We start from the raw sequence: 20,962 nt of genomic DNA, 5'->3' as shown, positions 1-20,962 counted from the left end.
GTGTAACAGGTCTTACAGGGTGTAATGCGTGGTCCCGCCCGATTCAGCTCGGCTATGATGGCCGCCCGCTCAGCTGTTTCGGCAACAAGGTTGCTCTTTGACACTGGGCAACCTTGAATGGCTGGGCTTGCACATGAGAGATACGGGAGTTTCAGGACCGAACGCAGCGGTCCAAAAACAATTTGGTTTGATTAACCTCTTGAAGGCTGGCGCGGCGCAACTGATCGTCCTGCACCACCTTGCGTTCTACGGCCCGATGGCCGATGCCGCGCGGCCGCTGATGCCGTCGATGATCGACTGGCTCGACCACAACGGCCGCATCGCCGTCCAGGCCTTCCTCGTCATCAGCGGCTTCCTCGTCGCGAAATCCCTGTCGCCCGCCGGCCGGCCCGGCATCGACAATCTGCTCGCCACGATCTGGCGCCGCTATATCAAGCTGGCGCCGCCGTTCATCGTGGCCATGTTCCTGGCGATCGGCGCCTCCGCGCTCGCGCGCACGTGGATGATCCACGATTCGATTTCGCCGCCGCCCAACATGTCGCAGCTGGCCGCGCACGTCCTGTTGCTGCAAAGCGTGCTCGGCTATGAATCGCTGTCCGCCGGTGCGTGGTATGTCGCCATCGATTTCCAGTTGTATGCGTTGTTCACCTCCCTGCTGTGGCTGTGCGGGCGCATCGCCGGCGACCGTCCCACGAGGTGGCTGATGCCGCTCGTCGTGACACTGGGCGTCAGCATCTCCCTGCTGTACTTCAACCGCGACGCCGAATTCGACGTGTGGGCACCTTATTTCTTCGGCAGCTATGGCCTGGGAATCATGGCGTGGTGGGCGAGCGATCCGCGCCGTCCGTTCGTGGCGACGTTCGGCCTGTTGACGATGATGATCGTGCCGACCATGCTGGCGCTGGAACTGGATTTCCGGAGCCGCATCGCGGTGGCATCCGTCGTCGCCYGCGTGCTGTTCCTGTTCGGCCGCACGCGACTGAGCACGTATGCGAGTTCGGGGTGGGCCGCAGTCAATTACCTCGGCAAGATCTCGTATTCGATCTTCCTCGTGCACTTCCCGGTGTGCCTGGTCGTGAATGCGGCGTTCACGCGGTTCGTGCCGGACGACGCCTGGCTGCAGGGCACTGGCGTGTTGTATGCATGGGTCGGCAGCGTGGCGGCGGGGGCCGTGTTCTTTCACCTGGTGGAGGCGCCGCTCAGCCGTATGTTCGCGGCGCTTGCGCGGCCGGCGGCAGTGTATGCCGCCAAGGCGGCATCGTTATCCCGCTAAGGCATCGATGAGCGCCGGCCAGGCGACGTCCCACGCGATCCGTTCCTGCTCTAGCCGCACCGACGGCCCCAGCGCATGCAGCTTGAGCGCGCGATACACCGCCTGCTCGCCGGGATCGAGATGCGTCAGTTCCGGCGCGGCATGCTGGCTCGCTTCGCTGGTCCAGAGCGGGCGGTGGGCCAGCAAGGTCGCCTCGTCCATGAGCATCGAGCGGAYGGCGGGCAGTTGCGCACGCAGACGGCTCAGGATGGAGAAGCCGTGCGTGTCGATATCGCCCCAATACAGGCAGTCGGCGTTGCGCAGCCAGTGAAGCCGCGCAATCGCGTCGACGCCATAGCCCAATGCCATGAAAGCCACGGTGGAGGGGAGGTCGTCCAGCGCGAGTCCGGTCTGCAGGTTTTCGACGATGACGACGTGCCTGGGCGCGAAGTCCAGCCGTTCCAGATCGTCGATGGGCACCGTGAGATCGCCGAGCCCACCCACGCGGGCGCGTAACGCCGGATCGAGCACGCGCATGCGTACCCGCGGCGGTAGGCGGCGCAAGCCGCACAGGGTAGGGAAATCGCCGGGGATATCGGTGCGGTCCGTCACCCGGCACAACAGCTCCGCCAGCACCGCCGTGCGCCCTTCGACCCACTTGGTGTCGAGACCCGGGATGGGAAGCTGGCGCAGATACAGGCCTGAGTCGGGATGCCGCGCGAGCCAGTCCAGCGTGGCCGTCAGCCGGTCGAAATCAGGTTCGGGATAATCGGCAAGTACGCTGAATTGCCGGCCCAGACCGCCCATCAAACCGGGCCAGCGCCGGACCAACTCAGCCTGGCGGAGGCAAGCCCGGTCCCAGCGCGCTTGCTCGTCCAACCAGGCGGCCACGTCGCGCGGGCCGTCGAGACGCAGCAGTTCGGGCACGCGCTGCGTACCCAGGGTGCGCCACTGGCGCTCGGTCCACTGCAACGAGCCGGGCCCCTGCCACGATTGCCACGCCCTTGTCCAGGCAAGGGCGGCGTCCAGGCGACCCAGTGCCGCCTGCTCGGTCGGGACGCCCAGCGGAATCGTCGACGGCCATTCGGCGCCGGCGCCCGGCGCATCGAACCAGTCGCGATGACGGTTGTCGAAGCGGCGGCGCAGCAGCGCGCGCACGTCAGCCGGCAGCTTCAAGCGCGTCCCCTTCGGTCAGGCGTTCCGCCAGCTTCAGGCGCTGGCGCTCGTCGTCGTATTCGATCAGCAGTACGCTCGACGCTTTGCGTTCGCGGATATCGACGAAGCAGGCGCCGCCAATGAAGGGCTCCAGGGTCATCACGGACTTGAGCGGCGTGGCGACGATCATCTGGAAACCGAAGTTGGCAAAGATGTTCATGGCCAAGGCCGTGAATTCATTGTCCGCCTTGTCGAACGCTTCATCCAGCACGACGGGCGCGTAACGCGGGATGCCGGTATCGTTGCCGCCGAGCTGGTAGCGCAGGGCTGCGGCGAGCACCGTCGTCGCCAGCTTCTGGCGCTGGCCACCGGACAGGCCGGCACCGCTCTGGTGGACTTGCACTTCCTGCCCATCCTGGTCGAATTCGCGGCCGATGAATTCGACGTGCTGGCGTACGTCGAGGACGGCCTCGCGCCAACGGCGATCGTCCGGCTCCTGGCTGGCCAGCCGATTCACCAGGCGGCGCAATTCGATGAAGCGGGCTTCGGCGAATTCGCGGTCTTCGATCCACGCATGCCTGAGCGCGGCCGTGATGTCCTGCTTGAACTGCTGCACCTCCGGCAGCTGGCGGTCCTTCGGCTGGATGTGCAGGTAGGTGCGCTGGTACTCGCTGCTGTTGAAGGGCACTTGCCGCAGGCTGTCGTTGACCAGCTCCATGCGCGCCAGGATCGCCTTGCGTGCGTCGTTCAGGTAGCTGGACAAGGCCGCCAGGTTCTGGTGGCTCTGGTTCTGCAGCAGGTCGAAGAAGCGTTGTTCGTATGCCGGCAATCCGTCCGATTCGAGCCGGGCGAGCTTGCGGAAGAAATCCGCAGACGCCGCCAGGCGCGCATCGAGGCCATCCGCATCGGCGCGCCAGCGGTTGATGAAGACGGCGAACTGGGCTTCCACATATTTTTCGCCTTGCGCCAGTTCGCCATCGATGGCGCGGATCTCGTCGTGCAAGGCCTTGGCGACGGCGCGGTCGGCATTGTCCACATCCTTCAGCCGCACCGTACCGTTCCAGGCCGCGTAGCGCTGCGCCAGGCCCGCTTGCTGGTGCGGCGTCAGCGCGACGATCGTCGGGTCGTCGCGTAGCGCGGCCAACAGGTCTTCCTGTTCCGCGCACAGCTTCTGGCATGACCGTTGTTCCACGAGCTGGTCGTTCAGGGTGGTGCGCGCTTCCCGGACCAGGTCTTCCTGCTGGCGCAGGCGTTCTTCGATGCGTTGCAAATCCGCGTTCCCYGTCTGCAGCGCGTCGAGCTGGCGCTGGATGGCGGCGATGCGGTCGGCAAGCGGCAACACGTCGATTTCCTGCCATTGCAGGTTGACGAGGGTCTGGCATTGCAGAAGACGGGCGGCGCGCGCCTGGCGCTGCCCGCGCAATGCACGCAGTTGCGCGTCGAGCTGGGCCTCGTGCTCCCGTAATTGCCGGGATTCTTCCTCGTACAGGGCAAGCTTGGCGCGGTTGTCGAAACCGAGCATCCAGTACTGGCGGGCGTCGACGCTGGTGCGGTCGTCCTTTTCGTGGCGCGAGCGGTTGTGCTTGATCTGGCCTTCGCGCGTGAGCGCGCGCTCGCGCGCGGCCCGGAACGCGCGCAACGAATCGACGCAGTCGTAGTCGAAGCGCTGCCGCAACTCATTCTGCAGCCAGCCGGAACAGCTGTCTTCCTTGACGTTCAGCTTCAGCACCAGCGATTGCGGCTGCAACGGCCGCGCCGGCTGGTCGCCGCGCACCGTGCGGTAATAGACCAGCTTGCGCCCGAGGTCGGTGTCGTTGACGTAGGCGGATACGGCGGCGTACTGGTCTTCCTGCACGAGGATGGACAACGCGAAGCCGTGCAGCACGCGTTCGATGGCGCCGCGCCATGTGCTTTCTTCCGGTTTCACTTCGACCAGTTCGCCCACGAACGGCAGCGCCGCTTCCGCCACGCCGACGGACTCGGCGATCTGGCGCCGCAATTCCAGCATCGGTGCCGGAATGTTCGATGGCTGGCGCCGCAGCGACGCGAGTTCGTGGTCGACGACGGCGCGTCGCGCCCGGACCTCGGTCGCCTCGCGGTCCAATGCCAGCAGGGCTTCCTGCTGGAGGTCGTCGTTTTGCCAGTCATCGATTTCCTGGCGCGCCATGCCGAGCAGTTCGGCGAAGCCTTGCGGGTTCCCCCGAAGATCCCAGCCGAGTGCCTTGCAGGCTTCCACCGCCTGCGACCGCTTGCGCATGCGTTCCTTGCGTTGATTTTCCAGTGTCTCGATCTGGCTATTGAAAGATTCGATCTGTTCGCCGCCGGCCTCGCGCCGCTGGCGTTCCAGGTCGCGCAACGCGGCGGTGCGATTGTCGAGCACGTTCTGGTGGCGCTGGACATTGCCGGCCAAACCTTCCAGTTCGATCCCGAGCGCGGTGATGTGCTCGGCCAGCAAGGTCATGCGCAGCCGCTCGCGATAGCTGTGCATGCCCGCCACCAGTTCCTGCAAGCCGTTGCGTTCCAGCGCGAGCGTTTCCATGTTCTGGTGCCGGCTGCGCGCCGGCGCCAGCACCTGTACCTGTTCACGCGCCGTCACCACGGCCTGGTGCGCGGCATGCAACTCGCCGAACTCGCTGACCAGGCGGTCCGCCACCTCGAAGGTTTCCGGCTTGTCGAGCATGAAGTCGCGCAGGAAGGCGTTCAGGTCGCCGACGTTCTTGGCCGATTGCGTCTTGTGCAGCAGGCGCAACGCCATCTCGCTTTCGATGCCGAGCAGGCGGCAGAAGCGCTCGCAATACGGCCGGAACTCGTCGCGCGCGAACGCATCCGGCAAGGCCTGTTTCAGCTTGCGCACGTCGAAATTATGGCTGCCGAAATCCTCCAGTTCGCGCAGGTCGAACGGGCGCTCGAGGACGAGGAAATACGATTTGACGTCGCGGTTGCTATTCGCATTGCCGCGCACCCAGAACAATTGGACCAGCGCCACATGCTGCCCGGCCTCGTTTTCATACTGCAGTGCCAGGGCGGACCAGGTGGTGCCGGCGCGCAGGTAACGCACGGCCGATTCGCCGGACGCGGCATCCGTTTGCGCGGTCCAGGCGCCGCGCACATAGCTGACCAGGTTGCGGTCGCGGCCGGCACGGCTGGCTTCACGGGCGGCGGCATTGAAATCGACCCAGCGCGGCGGCACCAACAGGGCGGACAGCGCGTCGAGCAGGGTCGATTTGCCGGCGCCGGAGCGGCCGACGATCAGGAAGCCGCGCTTGCTGACCGGGATGTCGTGCAGGCCGCTGAACGTGCCCCAGTTGAACACTTGCAGCCGGGTCATGCGGAATTGTTCGCCGGTGTCCGGCGTCGGCATGTTCATGGTCCTTCGTCCTCCTCGTCGTCCACCGGCTGGCGCGCCAGCGTGGGCAATTCGCCGGCCGCCATGCGGTCGTACAGTGCCGTCAGCGCGATGATTTCCTCGGCCGAGAACAGCAGCTTGAGCGTCGGCGCGATCTCGAAGCGGTCCTCGCTGGCGCGCAGCTTTTGCAGGATATTGTGCTTCTTGAGCTTTTCGATCGACGCGTTGACGCGCTTGCTGAAGCCGGCACGGTCGGTGCTGGCGGCACGCTCGTAGGGCGTCAGGTTTTCCACCATCTCGTCGCGTGCAATTACGGCACGCTCGCCGTGCGAATCGGCCTGGGTCAGGCGCTGGCGCAGGAACAACAGCAGGACGGAATCGATGAAGGTCAGTTGCGCGCGCCGCAGCAGGATGGGAATGTCCAGCTCCTCGGCGGCCACCTGGCTGGTGAAGGCGACCTGCAGGTCGCGGTCCAGCACGAGTTCGAGAAACAGCTCGGCCAGGCGGCGCCGGATGACCTGCTCGTCGCGCAGCAGGACGGGCCACAGCCGGGGATGGCGCCGCCCCTCCAGCGACGGCCCGGACAGCAGCTGCACCAGCACGCGCCGCGTGTCGAGCGGCAGCTCGCCCGTGTCATTGACGAACAATACGCCCGCCGGTTGCGCATCGTCGGCGTGGGCGGGCGCGGTCGTATCGTCAGGTACCGGCTCGGACATCGTTGAGCTTCTCCTTCAAAAAATAGATGAGCGGAATGCGGGCCTGGCGCGCGACGCCGTCGCCGCCGATCCAGGCGACATTTTCTCCGCTTTCCGCCACGATGCCATGCCGCGCGCCCAATGCAAGCAGGCCGAGCACGCTGCCCAAGCCCTGGCTGGCCGGGAATGCCCGCAAGACTTCGCCGATCGACGCCTGCGAGCGCACGTCCAGCACGCTGCTCACGTGTTCTTGCAGGGAACGGAAATCGATCTCGGATTGCGCGACGAGTTCTCCGATCATCCCCAGGTCGAGCGGGGCGGCGTCACCCTCCGCCATCCGGTCGGGCAAGGCCTGCAGCGCGGGATCGTGCAATACCCATTGCGACAGCGACGTCAGTTTGCTGCTGGTGAGCGGGAGCGTGTAGTGCAGGGCCTCGGTCGCCTTGACCTCGTCCTTCAACGCGAGCGCGGCCCGTTGCGCCTTGCGCAGCAACTGGTTCAGCCGGCGCTGTTCGATGAATTCGCGGCTCTGCACGAAATTCTTCAGGCTGCGCGCGAACGACTGCAAGACGTCGTGCACCATGCCGCCCTGGTCCAGCAGGGTCCGCGTCAGGCGCAGCAGGAAGCGGCGTTCGTCGGGATCGAGGGCTGCCACGTAGTCGCGCGACATCAGTTGGTCGAGCGCATCGTCCAGCGACGCGGACTGGACGGGGTCCGTGAGCAGGCGCCAGAACGCGGCAAACGTGCGTCCGGCTTCGCTCTCCGCAATGACGTCGATGCCGGCGAACAGCGCGTCGAGCACGTCGCCGCGGCTACCGTCGTTGTCCATGATCCGCTCGCGCAAGTCACGGTTCAGCTGCTCGAACTGGTCGCGCACGCGCCGGAAATCGCCGGCGAGATTGTCGGCCAGGGCGATGATCTCGCGCGTGCGTTCCAGTGCCGCGGTTTCCGACAACACCTGGAACGTGCCCTGTTCGATGTCGGCGATTTCGCGCTGGATTCGTTCCTGTTCGGCGCGCAGGCGCGCGATGCGCCGGCCCTTGTCGGTATCGGTATCGTCGGCCAGTTTGCTCAATGCCCCGATGACCAGGCCGAGACGGCTTTCGGTCGCGGCATTGTGCGGCCTGACCAGGCCGGCGACATAGCGGATCGCATCGACGGTCGAGGTGGCGAGCTCGTATTCCTCTTCCTTCGACCCGGGAGGAAAGCGCCGTTCGAGGTAGCCTTCGGCCAGCCAGCGGGCCACATACAGTTGCGCCGTCTGCGGCCACTCCTCGCCACGGTTGCGCAACTGCTCGAGGTCGCGTTCGATGCGCTCGTGCAGGATCGACGCCGGCAGGCTGCGCTCGGTGTCATACAGGTGGGTCTGCAGCAGCGCCAGCACGGTCGGGCCCGTGTCGGCCGCCAGCAGGCGCCACAAGGGCTGGCTGCGCAGCTGGCGGTACAGGGCGAGGGGTTTGTCGGCTTTCATTGTGTCGATGGGGGACCTCGAAAAACCGTAGCGAGCGGCAGCAGATTCAGCCGAGAAGCGCAGCTGTACGAGAGTACAGGGAGCATCGCAGGCTGAATATGCAACGCGTAGTAGGTTTTTCGACGTCCCCGATGGTGAACCGCGTCATTGTAGCCCAGGAGGCCGGATGGCTTGTCCGAGGCGGCGGACATGGTCCGTTGCGCCGAAAACAACATCGATGAATGAACTGTTTGACAAGAAAGATCGAGCTGACGCAGAATCGCACCTCATCGCTTCGATCAACCCATTTTTCAAGAAAGGAACGGCAATGCCACGTACGGCTATCCACAACTCGCAACACAGATAGCCCTGGGCACAGCGCTCGGGGCCAGGCACACGCCTTCCCGAGCCGGCCGTTCTTGAGAGCCCCGGTGAGGAAACTCGCCGGGGTTTTTGCTTTTCGGAAGACCGTTTTCTTCCGCCGCAGGAACGCCGGCATAACGAACCTTTATGGACAAGTTATGCCCATCGTACAAACACTGCACAAGGGACGCGTCCCGGTGCACATCTACACGGACGACATCGACCACGCGGCGCTGCAGCAACTGCTGAACATCGCCAATTTACCCATCGTCCATCCACACGTCGCCGCCATGCCCGACGTGCATGCCGGCATCGGCGCCACCGTCGGCAGCGTGATCCCGACGCAATCGGCCATCATTCCGGCGGCGGTCGGCGTCGACATCGGCTGCGGCATGAATGCCGTGCGCACGACGCTCACCGCAAGCCAGTTGCCGGACAACCTCGCGCGCCTGCGCAGCGCGATCGAGGCCGCAGTGCCGGTCGGTTTCGGGCAGCACGCCTGGGACAAGGTGCGCGGCTCGGCCCATGCCCGCGTCGGACGGCCGCTCAACGACCGGCTGGACGTCATCGTCGGCAAGCACGGCGGGATCATGAAAATGCAGAGCAAGTTCACGCAGACGTGGATCTGCCAGCTCGGCACGCTCGGCGGCGGCAATCATTTCATCGAGATCTGTCTCGACGAAGAGCAGCGCGTCTGGATCATGCTGCATTCGGGGTCGCGCGGCATCGGCAACGTCATCGGCCGCTACTTCATCGCGGCGGCGCGCAAGGACATGCAACGCCACCAGATCCATTTGCCGGACAAGGATCTGTCCTATTTCAGCGAAGGATCGACGCTGTTCGACGATTACATCGAAGCGGTGGAGTGGGCGCAGGATTACGCACTCATCAACCGCCGCGAGATGATGCGCCTCATCATTGACGTGCTGGCCCGGCATGTCCTGCCGTTCAAGCTGGATGGCGAAGCGATCAATTGCCACCACAACTATGTTGAGCGCGAAACGCATGGCGGCGAACGTTTATACGTCACGCGCAAGGGCGCGATCTCGGCGCGCGAAGGCGAGCTCGGCATCATCCCGGGCAGCATGGGGGCGAAGAGTTACATTGTGCGCGGCAAGGGAAACCCGGATTCCTTCTGGTCATGTTCGCATGGCGCGGGCCGCCACATGAGCCGCAGCGAGGCCAAGCGCAAGTTCAACCGCTTCGACCTGGCGGCACAGACGGAAGGGATCGAGTGCCGCAAGGATGGTGGCGTGGTCGATGAGATTCCGGCCGCGTACAAGGACATCGACAAGGTCATGGCGCATCAATCGGATCTGGTCGACGTGGTGCACACGCTGCGCCAGGTCGTTTGCATCAAGGGGTGAGACATGAAGATCAAAACGATGAAGCCGCGTAATCCGCATGCGGTGGCTGCGAGGCAGCGCAATGCAGGCGCGCATGGGGCGTATCGGGCCGAGCGTAAGCAGCGTCGTGTGGAGAAGCAGACGCTGCGCTCATTGGTCATTGGACAGAATAGGGAAGGAAAAGATCATGCGTGAAGACATGTTCAAAGTGATCGTGGAGCGACCGCGACTCGTCAACAGCAATGGCTATAGCCGCGATGGTCGCAAGTTCCGCAACGACGAGGATGCGCCAAGCCGGCTCGGCATGAAGCGCGGCTATACCCAATGGCCGAAATCGCTGAACGAAAATCTCGCGCCACTGAAGCGCTACCTGGAAAAGCAGGTGAACCGTCCGTGGGACAAGGTCTACAGTGATATCCGCGCGACGATCGATGCGCGCAGCACGGTCAAGCATCACATTCTTCAGCATATCGAAGACTTCGTCGCAATTGATACGCGCTGGGTGGATACGGCTGACGGTGGCCAAGTGGTCATCCGCAGGCGCTGGCCTCGCAAGGACACACTGCTCGAGGACGCGAATATCGAGCTGTTCGTCCATCCGCGCACCGGCATCCTTCTGCGCAATCGCCGTTTTCTTTCGTGGAACCAGCGCAAGCGGCACAAGCGCGAGATGCAGCAGGCACGGGCCTATGTCGACCGCCGGGACATCGACGAACGCCGTCAGCTTCGCCGCATCGACGGTATCTGGTACGAAGTGACGCTCGGCCCGCTGCCGGCTCCCCGTTTGCAAGCGAATGACATCGTCTACGACTCTTGCTGGGATGCGGTCCGCAAGGAGTGGGTCTCGCGCCGGCATGGCGATACGAACTACGCCGTATCGAAGCGGCAGCTCGGCGCACAGGAATTGAAGAAATACGGGCTGGGCTCGTAATCCGGCCTATCACAGCAGTAACTCATAAGGAGAACAATCATGAAAACCAAACACATCGACCAACCATGCTTTCCAGGTCACCAGCAAGCGTAGAAAAGGGTTCCCATCCGAAACGCAGGTCAGACGCGGTATCCGGTTCGTGCACGGCGATAAGGAGCTCGTCGAAAAGCTCGGGCGCAACGATCCATGCCCGTGCGGATCCGGCAGGCATTTCAACCGGTGCTGCATGAAGTCGGGTAGCTTTTGATGGCGCCAACAGGAACGAGTATTTCCGTTAGACGGCCATAAAAAACGGCCAACCTTGTCCGGTTGGCCGTTTCCACGCTGTGCCTGGGATGAGTGATCGACATCTTGTGGCGAAGCGGGAAATTAGTGTTCGTGCCGCCCACCCAGCTCGATAACCTCGGCGCCTGCCCGAGCCGGTAACTCGTCTACTGGAACGATCTGGGGCTCTACGCCTGAACCGACAAAGTGGCGATATACGATGAATTTCTTGCTCGTTTCCCCATAGCCGTGGTTAGGTATGACGATATCCGTCTCGGATGGGGATAAATACAACCAGGCCGGACGGTTTTTCTCGGCAAAATCCAGCCGCTCGATCACCCCGCTGGCTGGATTGCGACTGAGCACGAAGCCTTGCAGAAAGTTCGCAGTGAACTCACCAGTGACCACAAGTGCTCGCGCATGCGAGCCGACGCAGTCGATTTGGACGGACGATCCTCTTGAACTGTCCTTGTCCTCAAAGAACGGATGTGTCGAGCCGTTCTGTCGCAAATAATAAACGTAGGTGTCGGCAATTTTTGAATCACGAACTGCATCGACTCGAGTACCCGCTTTGCTACCGACATCACAGGTTTTCACCACTTCGGCTGCAGCGGAAACTGCATGAGCGAATAGACAGCACAGCAATAGGATCGAGCTCTTCATTTCACCATATCTCGTAGTACCTGCATGGACTCAGGGTTCGTTGTCAGCTTTTCAGCGGCAGCCTTGATTTTGCTGTAGTAGATGCCGTTTCTAACGCCGCGGTAATCTTTGTAGGCTTCGCCGACAGGATCGGCTGAATGATCAGTAGTACGTTTTTCGATGAGTGCCTGCATGTAGGCCGTACCGACGCGTATGTTCGTGGCTTCGTCCAAGATCTGGTCGCTATCGTGGAACTCGTCCGCTTCACGGTACAGGTCAGCTTCACGTCTCCGCTGGCGCCAGGGTTTCTTGAGGTTTTCAAGTCGGTAAAGTTCCCGAATGGGCGCCCTCAATAGTTGCATCAGTCCCCGAGCACTGCTTCCGTCGCTACGCGCGTTCTTGTCAAAACGCGACTCCATATAAACCTGGCATATGATCAGTTCTGTGGGCAAGCTGGACCGGTTGTTTGCCTCGACCAGCGTTCGTATCTCGCGCAGCCGGGCCAAGTCCTCGACCTCTACATTAACCGCCTTCTTGTCAGACACCGGCGTCAGTTGTGCGGAGTGCGTCTTGATGACCTTTTTACTCGCCATATCATCGATCCCAGGTCGGGTTCAGAGGGGTTGTTTCCCGTGCATAGACGATGAGGGTGGCACGCTCGGCGCCTGATGCCGCGACTCTGGCGGTCTTCCCTTCCTGGTCCGTCCTGCCCTCGATACGGCGTCCGTTGCTGAGTTCGACCACATATGGAAAATCTGCGAGAGGTTGACCCGCCTCGTCCTTGACGTGAAAGTGCTGATCGTAGGACCCCTGCTGTTCAGTAGCCGCTGCTTCGGTGCTTCTTTCTGGCGTTGTTTTGCCCGGTCCAACAATATTTGGGCTACCGGCATCGTCGGAGGCTACCTGATATCGCACGGTTTGGCTCGGCACGAGGCGCGGGTGCGGATAGCACTTGCACACGCACAGGTCGTTTTCAAGTGCCACTTGAATGCCATTCCAGCGCTCATTGAGACGGGCACCGGCACAAATGATGTGGCCGGTGCTTTTACACGCGGGGCAGTAAACGGGGTCATTCTCAAGCGCGATCCGAGCGCCATTAATCGACCCATGGCTGCTCGCGCCAGTCACCTTGCCGCCAGCCGTTGTCGTGGCTCCTTCAGTGATCGTATGTCGCTTCACACCCCCCCGGTCTAGAGTATAGGGCTGCCTTGGCGGTAGGCAGGCCAGCAGACCAATCTAGCAGGAGGGCAACGGTAGATATTGACTTAGCGCACGGTCGCTGCTGGAGCGCAGACTTAGCCGTCGGCCAGACGAAAGAGTTGACTTGGGTTATCTAATCCCGTTTACGCGATTTTTGGAAGATCCTGCTTGCCGGAGCGTAGGTCGGCGGCGGTGATCCCGGTGACTGGCGACATCGCTTCTTTGCGGCGCAGTGAGTTACTTAGTTTAAAAATGAAACTAACTGTGTTATATTGGTTCCATGGCAGTGCGTGATGCAGCCAGGTTTCAGTCATTGTTAGGTTAAGTTGGATACTAAGTTCTCTATTGCCGGAGGAGGCATGCAACAAATCATCTGTACCGTCGACGTGGTGCTGCTGACGCTGCAGGACGACACCCTGAAAGTCGCCCTGCTCCGGCGTGACCGCGAGCCCTTCAAGGGGGTGACGGCTTTACCGGGCGGGTTCATTCGACAGCAGGAAGATGCCGACACCCAGGACGCCGCCATGCGCGTGTTGCGCGACAAGACCGCAATCGAACCGCCTTACCTGGAGCAGCTGGCGACGTTCTCCGGTCCGGCGCGCGACCCGCGTGGGTGGTCGGTATCGGTCGTGTACTACGCGCTGGTACCGTTCGACGTCATCGTCAACGCGGGTCATCCGGACGTAAAACTCGTCAGCGTCGATAAGCCGCTCAGCCTGCCATTCGACCACCGCCTCATCGTCGACACGGCCGTGGCACGCCTGCGCAGCAAGAGCCAGTATTCATCGCTGCCTTGTTACCTGGCTGGCGAAACGTTCACCTTGCCGCAACTGCAGCGCGTGTACGAGGCGCTGATGGGCGAGACGCTCAACAAGGTGAGCTTCCGCCGCAAGATGACTGAAATGGACATGCTCGAGCCCGTCGAGGGCGCATTTGCCGCTGGCGGCGCGCACCGTCCGGCCCAGCTGTATCGCCTGAGGCCGGAACTGCGTGACCGGCTGACACTGATCGAAAGGGGGTTGTAATATGTTCAACATCAAATTTATCAAGTTCCAGCCGACGACTTATGTCATGCAGTTCAAGCATGGCGTCGTCAAGCGCGAAGGCGTCGGGCTCGCATTCTTCTACTATGCGCCGACGACGGCGATGGTGGCGGTGCCGACCAGCAGCGAGGATGTGCCGTTCATCTTCGAAGAGACGTCGGCGGATTTTCAGGCGATCACGATCCAGGGACAGGTCACTTACAGGATCGCCGATCCGAAGCGGATCAGCGAACTGCTGGATTTCTCGATCAACCCGGTGACGCAGAAGTACATTGCGGAAGATCCGCAAAAGCTGCCGCAGCGTGTCATCAACGTGGTGAAGGTCGTCACGCGCAAGGGAGTCCAGAATCTGCCGCTGCGCGATGCGCTCAAGGCCACCGACAGGCTCGCCACGCTCGTCAGCGAGGCCGTCAAGGGCAATGCCGAGTTACAGACGCTGGGTGTCGAGATCCTTGGGCTGTCGTTCCTCGCCATCAAGCCGACGCCCGAGACGGCACGCGCACTCGAGGCGCAGGCGCGCGAGCAGATCCTGCGCGAGGCCGACGAGGCAGTGTATGCGCGGCGCAATGCGGCTGTCGAACAGGAGCGGCGCATCAAGGAAAACGAGTTGAACACCGAGATCGCAGTGGAATCCAAGAAGCGCCAGATCCGCGAAACGCAAATGGAGGCCGAGCGCAGCATCCAGCAGAAGCAGCATGAGCTTCGCCAGTCCGACATGGAAGCGAAGATTGCACTCGAAGCCAAAAACACCGACCTTGTCGCGCTGTCGATGGATAACGTCAAGCGTGAGGCCGATGTCAAGGCGCATGCCGTCTCGGCTTTGCTGCAGGCCTATGCCGGTGTCGATCCGAAGACCGTGCAGGCGCTCGCTGTGTCGGGCATGCAACCGGGGCACATGATCGCGCTGGCGTTCCAGGAACTGGCGGAGAAAGCGGGCAAGATCGGCCAGCTCAACGTGACGCCCGACCTGCTGCGGGAGATCATTGCGTCGCCGGCGGGGTGACATCATGGACCGGCGCATGGAAAACAAGATCGTGCTCGTGACACGCAAGACACGCCTGGAAGAACTGGTCGCACGCTACAACACGGTGAACCAGGCGAAGTTCTACATCGAGCATCTCGGCGCCGATTTCTCGGACTATGTACGTGAGCACGACACCTACCAGGCGTGCGTGCGCGATGCCGAAAGCGCGCTGCGGCGCTTCGGCCGTGTCCAATTGGTCGAGCGCGGCTTCTTGCCGAACTTCCTGTTCGGACCGGACGACCTGGTCGTCGCTCTTGGTCAGGATGGGCTGGTGGCGAACACGATGAAGTATCTCGATGGCCACTCGCTGGTCGGCGTGAACCCCGATCCGGCACGCTGGGACGGTGTGTTGCTGCCATTCCGCGTGCAGGACTTGGAGAAGCTTGTGCCCGAGGCCCTGGCGCGGCGGCGCACGATGCAGGAGGTGACGATGGCCAGGGCCCGGCTCAACAATGGACAGGAACTGTACGGCGTGAACGACATCTTCATCGGTCCGAAGTCGCACACGTCGGCGCGCTACACGATCCGCCTGGGTGACAGGGAAGAGCGGCAATCGTCGAGCGGCATCATCGTTTCGACGGGACTTGGATCGACCGGTTGGCTGAAAAGCCTGCAAGCCGGCGCCGCCGCGATCGCGGCCGGTGGCGATGCATGGCAGACGCACGAGCAGACGACCCCCTGGGATGCCGATTACCTGCACTTCACGGTGCGCGAACCGTTTCCCAGCAAGGCGTCGGCAGCGTCCCTCGTGGCGGGCACGATCGGTGCCCGCGTGAACCTGACCCTCGTGTCAGCCATGGCCGAGAACSGTGTCATCTTCAGCGATGGAATCGAGGCCGATTACCTCGAATTCAATGCGGGCATTACGGTCGACGTGGGCATTGCGGAGAAGCGGGGGTATCTCGTCATTTGATAACAACGACAAAGAACAAGAATATGAAATTTGAACACTACACTGACCAGATCAGGCAATGGCCGCAAGATGGCCGTCATCTCCTCGCTCACTATGACGACGAAAACATCGTCGTCTATCAGGCGTACCGGCCCTCGATCGCGGAATATGCAGTCAGGCATCAACGTTTCGGCGGTGACTTCAGCTTTAATCGGATGAGCTGGATCAAGCCGAACTTTCTCTGGATGATGTTTCGCGCCGGCTGGGCAAGCAAGGAAGGGCAGGAGCGTATTCTCGCGGTTTCGATTCGGCGCACATTCTTCGAACGCGTCCTGGAAAGTGCGGTGGCGTCGAGCTTTGCCGCTTCCGGATACGGCGACGAGGCCGAATGGAAGCGGGCCATTGAAACCTCGGACGTGCGGTTGCAATGGGACCCGGACCATGACCCGCTCGGGCAACGGGTCGCGAGGCGCGCCGTGCAATTGGGGCTGCGTGGAGAGACCCTGGCCGAATATGGCACGACTGCAATCACCGGGATCGAGGACATCACCGGGTTCGTACGCGAGCAACATGGCAACGTCGCGGGCGACTGCCTGGCGCTCATCACGCCGCGCGAACGCGTCTATGCTCCCGGCAATGCGGCGGCACGAAATCTCGGCATCAGTTCCTGGCCGCCCGCCTCAATATGTTGATCAACCAAGGACCCATGATGGAAAACAATACCATCACGCTGTACCGGCCGACTGGCCCACAGGAACTCGAACTGGTAAAACAGAGCGGTTTTAAACGCTGGCCGCCTCGCTTGCCCGAACAACCGATTTTCTATCCGGTGACGAACGAAGCCTATGCGAAGCAGATCGCCATCGAGTGGAACGTCAACGATAGCGGCGTCGCTACGTCACACGCTTCGCGGTGCGCAAGTCCTTCATGGACCGCTACGCGATCCAGAAAGTCGGCGGCGAAAGTCACACGGAATGGTGGATTCCCGCGGAAGATCTCGAGGAACTCAATGACAACATCGTCGGGGTGATCGAGGTCATCGGCGAGTTCCCGGGGGGCGAATGAAGCGGTCACGCGGCCAGCCTCCGCCTAGTTCGATGACCTCGGCACCCGCGCTGGCCGGCAACTCGTCCATTGGAACGACCTGGGGCTCTGCGCTCGAACCGAAGAAGTGGCGATATACGATGAATTTCTTGTTCGTGTCTCCATAGCCGTGCGTGGGGATGACGATATCCGTCTCGGATGGGGATAAATACAACCAGGCCGGCCGGTTTTTCTCAGCAAAATCCAGACGCTCGACCACCCCGTTGACTGGATTACGACTGAGCACGAACCCTTGAAGAAAGTTCGCAGTGAACTCACCAGTGACCACGAGTGCTCGCGCATGCGAGCCGACGCAGGCAATTTGGACGGAGGATCCTCTTGAACTGTCCTTGCCGCCAAAAAATGGACGCGTCGAGCCGTTTCGTCGCAAGTAATAAATGTAGGTATCGGCAATTTTTGAATTACGAACTGCATCGACTCGACTACTCGATTTGCTACCGACATCACAGGTTTTCACCAATTCGGCCGAAGCGGAAGCTGCATGAGCGAATAGACAGCACAGCAATAGGATCAAGCGTTTCATTTCACCATATCTCGTAGTACCTGCATGGACTCGGGGTTCGCTGCCAGCTTTTCAGCGGCGGCCTTGATTTTGCTGTAGTAGATTCCGTTTCTGACGCCGCGGTAATCCTTGTAGGCTTCGCCTACGGGATCGGTTGAATGATCTGCAGTACGCTTCTCGATGAGTGCCTGCATATAGGCTGTACCGACGCGTATATTCGTGGCTTCCTCCAGAATCCGGTCGCTATCGTGGAACTCGTCCGCCTCACGATAGAGGTCAGCTTCACGTCGCCGCTGGCGCCAAGGCTTCTTGAGGTTTTCGAGCCGGTAAAGTTCCCGAATGGGCGCTTTCAATAGTTGCATCAGTCCTCGAGCACTGCTTCCGTCGCTGCGCGCATTCTTGTCAAAACGCGACTCCATATAAATCTGGCATATGATCAGGTCTGTGGGCAAGCTGGACTGATTGTTTGCCTCGACCAAGGCTCGTATCTCGCGCAGTCGGGCCAAGTCCTCGACCACCACATCAACCGCCTTCTTGTCAGACACCGACGTCAGTTGTGCTGAGTGCGTCTTGATGACCTTGTTAGTCGCCATATTATCGATCCCAGGTCGGGTTCAGAGGGGGTATTTCCCGCGCATAGACGATGAGCGTGGCATGCTCGGCCCCTGATGCCGCGACTCGGACGGTCTTCCCTTCCTGATCCGTCCTGCCCTTGATACGGTGTCCGTTGCTGAGTTCGATCACATACGGAAAATCTACTAGAGGTTGACCCGCCTCGTCTTTGACGTGAAAGTGCTGATCGTATGGGCCCTGCTGCTCAATACCCGCCGTTTCAGCGCTCATTTCTGGCGTTATTTTGCCCGACCCAACAATATTTGGGCTACCGGCGTTGCCGGAGACAACCTGGTATCGCACGGTTTGGCTTGGCACGAGGCGCGGGTGYGGATAACACTGGCACACGCACAGGTCGTTTTCAAGTGCCACTTGAATTCCATTCCAGCGCTCGTTGAGACGAGCACCGGCACAAACGATGTGGCCTGTGCTTTTACAGGCGGGGCAGTAAACTGGATCATTCTCAAGCGCGATTCGAGCGCCATTAATCGACCCGTGGCTGCTCGCGGCCGTCACCTTACCGCCCGCCGTTGTCGTAGCTCCTTCAGTGATCGTATGTCGCTTCACACTCCCTCCGGCTATAGTATCGGGCTGCCTTGGCGGTAGGCAGATCAGAAAAGCAATTTAGCTGGAGGGCAACTGTAGTTATTGGCTTAGCGCAATGAAGTGAGGTAGGATACGTTCGTTTCCCAATTCAACAGGTGCAAATTTGCAGGCTCTATACGTTTTCGACTTCCTCCGCACCGTCTCTGAACAGTTGAAGGAAAAACTGGAGTCGTTAGCAGCTTCGCCTTTGGATGATGCGGCGATCCGCCGATTACAGGACTTTCAGGCCGAAGTCCGTTCCGCCCAAGGGGTTTATCTGCTGATTTATGACGGGCAGCCCCGTTATATCGGTAAAGCAAATAACGTCAAAGATCGCCTGACGCAGCATCTTACTAAACTACGTGGTCGTCGTCACATTGATCTCGAAAAGCTTACTTACAAGGTTTTGCTACTCGATCAAAGCATGAGCACCGCTGCCAATGAAGATATCTTGATTGGTTTATTCAAGACGCAGTATTCAGACATGTGGAACGGCGCAGGGTTTGGGCCGAAGGACCCCGGGAAAGAGCGGGACACCACGAAGCCTGGCAAGTTCGATCAACAGCATCCCATTATCGAGGACTATCCCGTTGAAATTGAATTGGACCTTGAGGGAAGCATTCAACTTGGACACCTTCTTGCCAGGATGAAGTTTCAATTGCCATACGTTTTCCGATACGACGTTCCCGCGAGTGTTCAGCTGAGCACGATTCACTTACAGTCCGTCAATCATGTGGCAAATGACTTGCTTCAAGCAATCGTCACGCATCTCGGCGATGGCTGGCGGGGTGCGATCATCAGTTATGGCATGGTGCTCTACAAGACGAACAAACGCTATCCATATGGAATCGAAATCGATCCCATATTGGGTTAAGCGGCAAGATCAAGCGTTTGTTGCTCGGCGGCCTTCAAGTAGTCGCAGACGCGTTCAGCCATGACAGAAGCCAGTCGGACTGGTACCGCATTACCTAATTGACGCATGACTTCAGTCCACGAGCCTTGGAAAATGAAATTGTCCGGGAATGTTTGGATGCGTGYGGATTCGCGGACGGTGAAATATCGCACGGTGCCGTTAGGCCGGCGCAACATGTTTTCCCCGCCGGGCACGCCATGGTCGCCGGCTTTCAATGCTTTGGCAGGTTCGTCCAGAGGACTGCCCGTGTGTCCGGGGTAAATACGAGCGCCGGGTTGGAATTTGTGTGCTTGAATCAGCGATGCTTGCGGATCGGTTTCCGGATCTGGAAGATCGGAAATCGCATCGCGCACCGTCATCCATGGCGTAAGTTGATTCGCGGTCTGCCTTTTTTTTATCGCGTCGAGAACGCGCTCAATCCCAGCCGGTCGCACTGGTTGATCGCGTTTGGCCACTTGGTGCCGCTGCCAATAATCACCAGACTCCCATTGCGTTAACAGTAAAGAATGTTGGCTATGGGTTTCTTCCGGGAATTCAAAATCGATTCCAAGGTCGGCGCGGAACCCGACAATAAAAACCCGCATGCGTTTTTGCGGGACGCCATAGTTGGCCGCGTTCACCAATTTCCACTTGACTCGATATTCGCGTAATGCTCCCGATGATTTGTGCTGACGAAGCCTGTCGAGGTGCGTCGACCATTCTTCTGTGGCATCCGCCTCGAATGAGGGGAACTCCAGCTGCAGAAGAATATAGTCGAAATAATCCTTGAAGGCTGTTCGGGTCAAGCCTTGGACATTTTCAAATACGAAAGCGCGTGGGCTGGTCTCGCGTACGGCTCTGATCGCTTGGGGAAACATGTCACGAACATCCAGAAACCCCCCGTGTTTTCCCCCGAGAGAAAACGGCTGGCAAGGTGGCCCTCCGGTGATCAGATCAATATCTTTGAAATCCGCATAATCGAACCGCCGTACGTCTCCTTCCGTGACATCCGGCCAATGGGCCACGGGATCTACATTTTCTTTTTTGTTTAAACGAATAGTGTTGCAGGCGTGCGTGTTCCACTCCACCACCGCTTTGTGAATCACATCGTGACCGGAAAACCCGAGAGCCAGTCCTCCGGCGCCAGCAAATAGTTCAATCGAGTTAATCGTCATAGTTTGTTGCGAAAATGGCAATTGAAAGCGGTCGGAGCCAGTCGACACTTAACAGAAAGATAAAATGCCGGCTCTGCTTAAAATGTAGGCTGTTGACATTTTACTGTACATTTGTACAGCAGTCCAAGTTGGAAGTGCGCCAGCAAACCTTTAAAAATCGTCGTCTTCCCCCAACTAGAAGACTAGTATCCGTTGAGCTGTAACAATATTAACGGAAGCTTCTTGTGATAGCGAGCCTCACAGGGGAGGGGAGATGGTTGACACCGTCAGTGTCGCCAGGCGTAGCGAAATCATGTCGCGGGTCCGGAACAAGGACACGCGCCCTGAGCTGTTCGTGCGACGCCTGATCCATAACGCCGGATTCCGATACCGATTACATGTGTCCAAACTTCCGGGGCGCCCGGATTTAGTATTTCTTGGGCGAAAAAAGGTAATTTTTGTTCATGGTTGCTTCTGGCACTCACACCGTGGATGTCAAAACGCCCGAGT

At 60.4% G+C, this 20,962-nt stretch carries 22 protein-coding genes and 1 pseudogene; 12 read left to right on the top strand and 11 right to left on the bottom strand.

Going from position 1 to position 20,962, the window contains the following annotated elements:
* Nucleotides 1-187: 187 nt before the first annotated feature.
* The gene (locus AC1DYX_RS09615; protein WP_477258592.1) at nucleotides 188-1,273 is read left to right on the top strand and encodes an acyltransferase family protein; all 1,086 of its coding nucleotides are present in this window, start codon (nucleotides 188-190) and stop codon (nucleotides 1,271-1,273) included.
* Here AC1DYX_RS09615 and AC1DYX_RS09610 read toward each other — a convergent pair.
* From AC1DYX_RS09610 to AC1DYX_RS09595, 4 genes are read right to left on the bottom strand one after another with little or no spacing between them, the layout of a single operon-like run.
* Nucleotides 1,262-2,428, bottom strand: a complete 1,167-nt coding sequence (locus tag AC1DYX_RS09610; protein WP_477258591.1) for a Wadjet anti-phage system protein JetD domain-containing protein — start codon at nucleotides 2,426-2,428, stop codon at nucleotides 1,262-1,264. The two genes, AC1DYX_RS09615 and AC1DYX_RS09610, sit on opposite strands and share 12 nt — an antisense overlap.
* Nucleotides 2,412-5,774: an ATP-binding protein gene (locus tag AC1DYX_RS09605; RefSeq protein ID WP_477258590.1), complete on the bottom strand. Its 3,363-nt coding sequence runs from the start codon at nucleotides 5,772-5,774 to the stop codon at nucleotides 2,412-2,414. Before AC1DYX_RS09605 ends, AC1DYX_RS09610 begins: the two co-directional genes overlap by 17 nt.
* Nucleotides 5,771-6,469: a DUF4194 domain-containing protein gene (locus tag AC1DYX_RS09600; RefSeq protein WP_477258589.1), complete on the bottom strand. Its 699-nt coding sequence runs from the start codon at nucleotides 6,467-6,469 to the stop codon at nucleotides 5,771-5,773. The genes AC1DYX_RS09605 and AC1DYX_RS09600 overlap by 4 nt, the downstream gene beginning before the upstream one ends.
* Nucleotides 6,450-7,919, bottom strand: a complete 1,470-nt coding sequence (locus AC1DYX_RS09595; protein ID WP_477258588.1) for a DUF3375 domain-containing protein — start codon at nucleotides 7,917-7,919, stop codon at nucleotides 6,450-6,452. Before AC1DYX_RS09595 ends, AC1DYX_RS09600 begins: the two co-directional genes overlap by 20 nt.
* A gap of 500 nt (nucleotides 7,920-8,419) precedes the next feature.
* Here AC1DYX_RS09595 and AC1DYX_RS09590 point away from each other — a divergent pair, with 500 nt between their 5' ends.
* The 4 genes from AC1DYX_RS09590 (at nucleotide 8,420) to AC1DYX_RS09575 (ending at nucleotide 10,785) form a co-directional block, all read left to right on the top strand.
* Nucleotides 8,420-9,628: an RtcB family protein gene (locus AC1DYX_RS09590; RefSeq protein WP_477258587.1), complete on the top strand. Its 1,209-nt coding sequence runs from the start codon at nucleotides 8,420-8,422 to the stop codon at nucleotides 9,626-9,628.
* Nucleotides 9,629-9,631: 3 nt separating this feature from the next.
* Entirely contained in the window at nucleotides 9,632-9,802 is a 171-nt protein-coding gene (locus AC1DYX_RS09585) for a hypothetical protein (protein ID WP_477258586.1), read from the top strand.
* The gene (locus tag AC1DYX_RS09580; protein ID WP_477258585.1) at nucleotides 9,795-10,538 is read left to right on the top strand and encodes a hypothetical protein; all 744 of its coding nucleotides are present in this window, start codon (nucleotides 9,795-9,797) and stop codon (nucleotides 10,536-10,538) included. Before AC1DYX_RS09585 ends, AC1DYX_RS09580 begins: the two co-directional genes overlap by 8 nt.
* A 139-nt stretch (nucleotides 10,539-10,677) precedes the next feature.
* Nucleotides 10,678-10,785 (top strand): SEC-C metal-binding domain-containing protein, encoded by a 108-nt coding sequence (locus AC1DYX_RS09575; protein ID WP_208296415.1) that lies wholly within the window; start codon nucleotides 10,678-10,680, stop codon nucleotides 10,783-10,785.
* Nucleotides 10,786-10,907: 122 nt separating this feature from the next.
* On the opposite strand, the gene AC1DYX_RS09570 is transcribed toward AC1DYX_RS09575, so the two are convergent.
* Genes AC1DYX_RS09570 through AC1DYX_RS09560 form a run of 3 tightly spaced genes read right to left on the bottom strand, consistent with a single transcriptional unit; the run spans nucleotide 10,908 to nucleotide 12,623 of the window.
* Nucleotides 10,908-11,465, bottom strand: coding sequence for a hypothetical protein (locus tag AC1DYX_RS09570; RefSeq protein WP_477258584.1), 558 nt, complete (start codon nucleotides 11,463-11,465; stop codon nucleotides 10,908-10,910).
* Nucleotides 11,462-12,037, bottom strand: a complete 576-nt coding sequence (locus AC1DYX_RS09565) for a transglycosylase SLT domain-containing protein (protein ID WP_477258583.1) — start codon at nucleotides 12,035-12,037, stop codon at nucleotides 11,462-11,464. Before AC1DYX_RS09565 ends, AC1DYX_RS09570 begins: the two co-directional genes overlap by 4 nt.
* 1 nt (nucleotide 12,038) lies before the next feature.
* Nucleotides 12,039-12,623: a PAAR domain-containing protein gene (locus AC1DYX_RS09560; protein WP_477258582.1), complete on the bottom strand. Its 585-nt coding sequence runs from the start codon at nucleotides 12,621-12,623 to the stop codon at nucleotides 12,039-12,041.
* Between the two features lie 380 nt (nucleotides 12,624-13,003).
* Between AC1DYX_RS09560 and AC1DYX_RS09555 the strand changes: the two genes are divergently transcribed.
* From AC1DYX_RS09555 to AC1DYX_RS09535, 5 genes are all read left to right on the top strand, one after another.
* Complete coding sequence (locus tag AC1DYX_RS09555; RefSeq protein WP_477258581.1) at nucleotides 13,004-13,669, top strand: NUDIX hydrolase; 666 nt, start codon at nucleotides 13,004-13,006, stop codon at nucleotides 13,667-13,669.
* A gap of 1 nt (nucleotide 13,670) precedes the next feature.
* Nucleotides 13,671-14,690, top strand: a complete 1,020-nt coding sequence (locus AC1DYX_RS09550) for an SPFH domain-containing protein (RefSeq protein WP_477258580.1) — start codon at nucleotides 13,671-13,673, stop codon at nucleotides 14,688-14,690.
* A 16-nt stretch (nucleotides 14,691-14,706) separates the two neighbouring features.
* Complete coding sequence (locus tag AC1DYX_RS09545; protein WP_477258579.1) at nucleotides 14,707-15,624, top strand: diacylglycerol kinase catalytic domain-containing protein; 918 nt, start codon at nucleotides 14,707-14,709, stop codon at nucleotides 15,622-15,624.
* A 23-nt stretch (nucleotides 15,625-15,647) separates the two neighbouring features.
* Complete coding sequence (locus tag AC1DYX_RS09540; protein WP_477258578.1) at nucleotides 15,648-16,295, top strand: DUF4291 domain-containing protein; 648 nt, start codon at nucleotides 15,648-15,650, stop codon at nucleotides 16,293-16,295.
* Nucleotides 16,296-16,530: 235 nt separating this feature from the next.
* Nucleotides 16,531-16,668 (top strand): hypothetical protein, encoded by a 138-nt coding sequence (locus tag AC1DYX_RS09535; protein ID WP_477258577.1) that lies wholly within the window; start codon nucleotides 16,531-16,533, stop codon nucleotides 16,666-16,668.
* On the opposite strand, the gene AC1DYX_RS09530 is transcribed toward AC1DYX_RS09535, so the two are convergent.
* The 3 genes from AC1DYX_RS09530 to AC1DYX_RS09520 are packed head-to-tail and all read right to left on the bottom strand — an operon-like array spanning nucleotide 16,640 to nucleotide 18,388.
* Complete coding sequence (locus AC1DYX_RS09530; protein ID WP_477258576.1) at nucleotides 16,640-17,230, bottom strand: hypothetical protein; 591 nt, start codon at nucleotides 17,228-17,230, stop codon at nucleotides 16,640-16,642. The two genes, AC1DYX_RS09535 and AC1DYX_RS09530, sit on opposite strands and share 29 nt — an antisense overlap.
* Nucleotides 17,227-17,802, bottom strand: coding sequence for a transglycosylase SLT domain-containing protein (locus AC1DYX_RS09525; RefSeq protein ID WP_477258575.1), 576 nt, complete (start codon nucleotides 17,800-17,802; stop codon nucleotides 17,227-17,229). Before AC1DYX_RS09525 ends, AC1DYX_RS09530 begins: the two co-directional genes overlap by 4 nt.
* Before the next feature lies 1 nt (nucleotide 17,803).
* Complete coding sequence (locus AC1DYX_RS09520) at nucleotides 17,804-18,388, bottom strand: PAAR domain-containing protein (RefSeq protein WP_477258574.1); 585 nt, start codon at nucleotides 18,386-18,388, stop codon at nucleotides 17,804-17,806.
* 142 nt (nucleotides 18,389-18,530) lie between these two features.
* Here AC1DYX_RS09520 and AC1DYX_RS09515 point away from each other — a divergent pair, with 142 nt between their 5' ends.
* Nucleotides 18,531-19,280, top strand: a complete 750-nt coding sequence (locus AC1DYX_RS09515) for an Eco29kI family restriction endonuclease (protein WP_477258573.1) — start codon at nucleotides 18,531-18,533, stop codon at nucleotides 19,278-19,280.
* Here AC1DYX_RS09515 and AC1DYX_RS09510 read toward each other — a convergent pair.
* Nucleotides 19,277-20,473, bottom strand: coding sequence for a DNA cytosine methyltransferase (locus AC1DYX_RS09510; RefSeq protein WP_477258572.1), 1,197 nt, complete (start codon nucleotides 20,471-20,473; stop codon nucleotides 19,277-19,279). The genes AC1DYX_RS09515 and AC1DYX_RS09510 overlap by 4 nt on opposite strands.
* Before the next feature lie 253 nt (nucleotides 20,474-20,726).
* On the opposite strand from AC1DYX_RS09510, the pseudogene AC1DYX_RS09505 reads away from it, so the two are divergent.
* Nucleotides 20,727-20,962: pseudogene (locus AC1DYX_RS09505) on the top strand (very short patch repair endonuclease); the annotation flags it as partial.

The organism is Massilia sp. P2_C2 (genome assembly GCF_056404615.1).
Note: the sequence above shows the minus strand (reverse complement) of the source record. Positions and strands in the feature narration are given on the sequence as shown.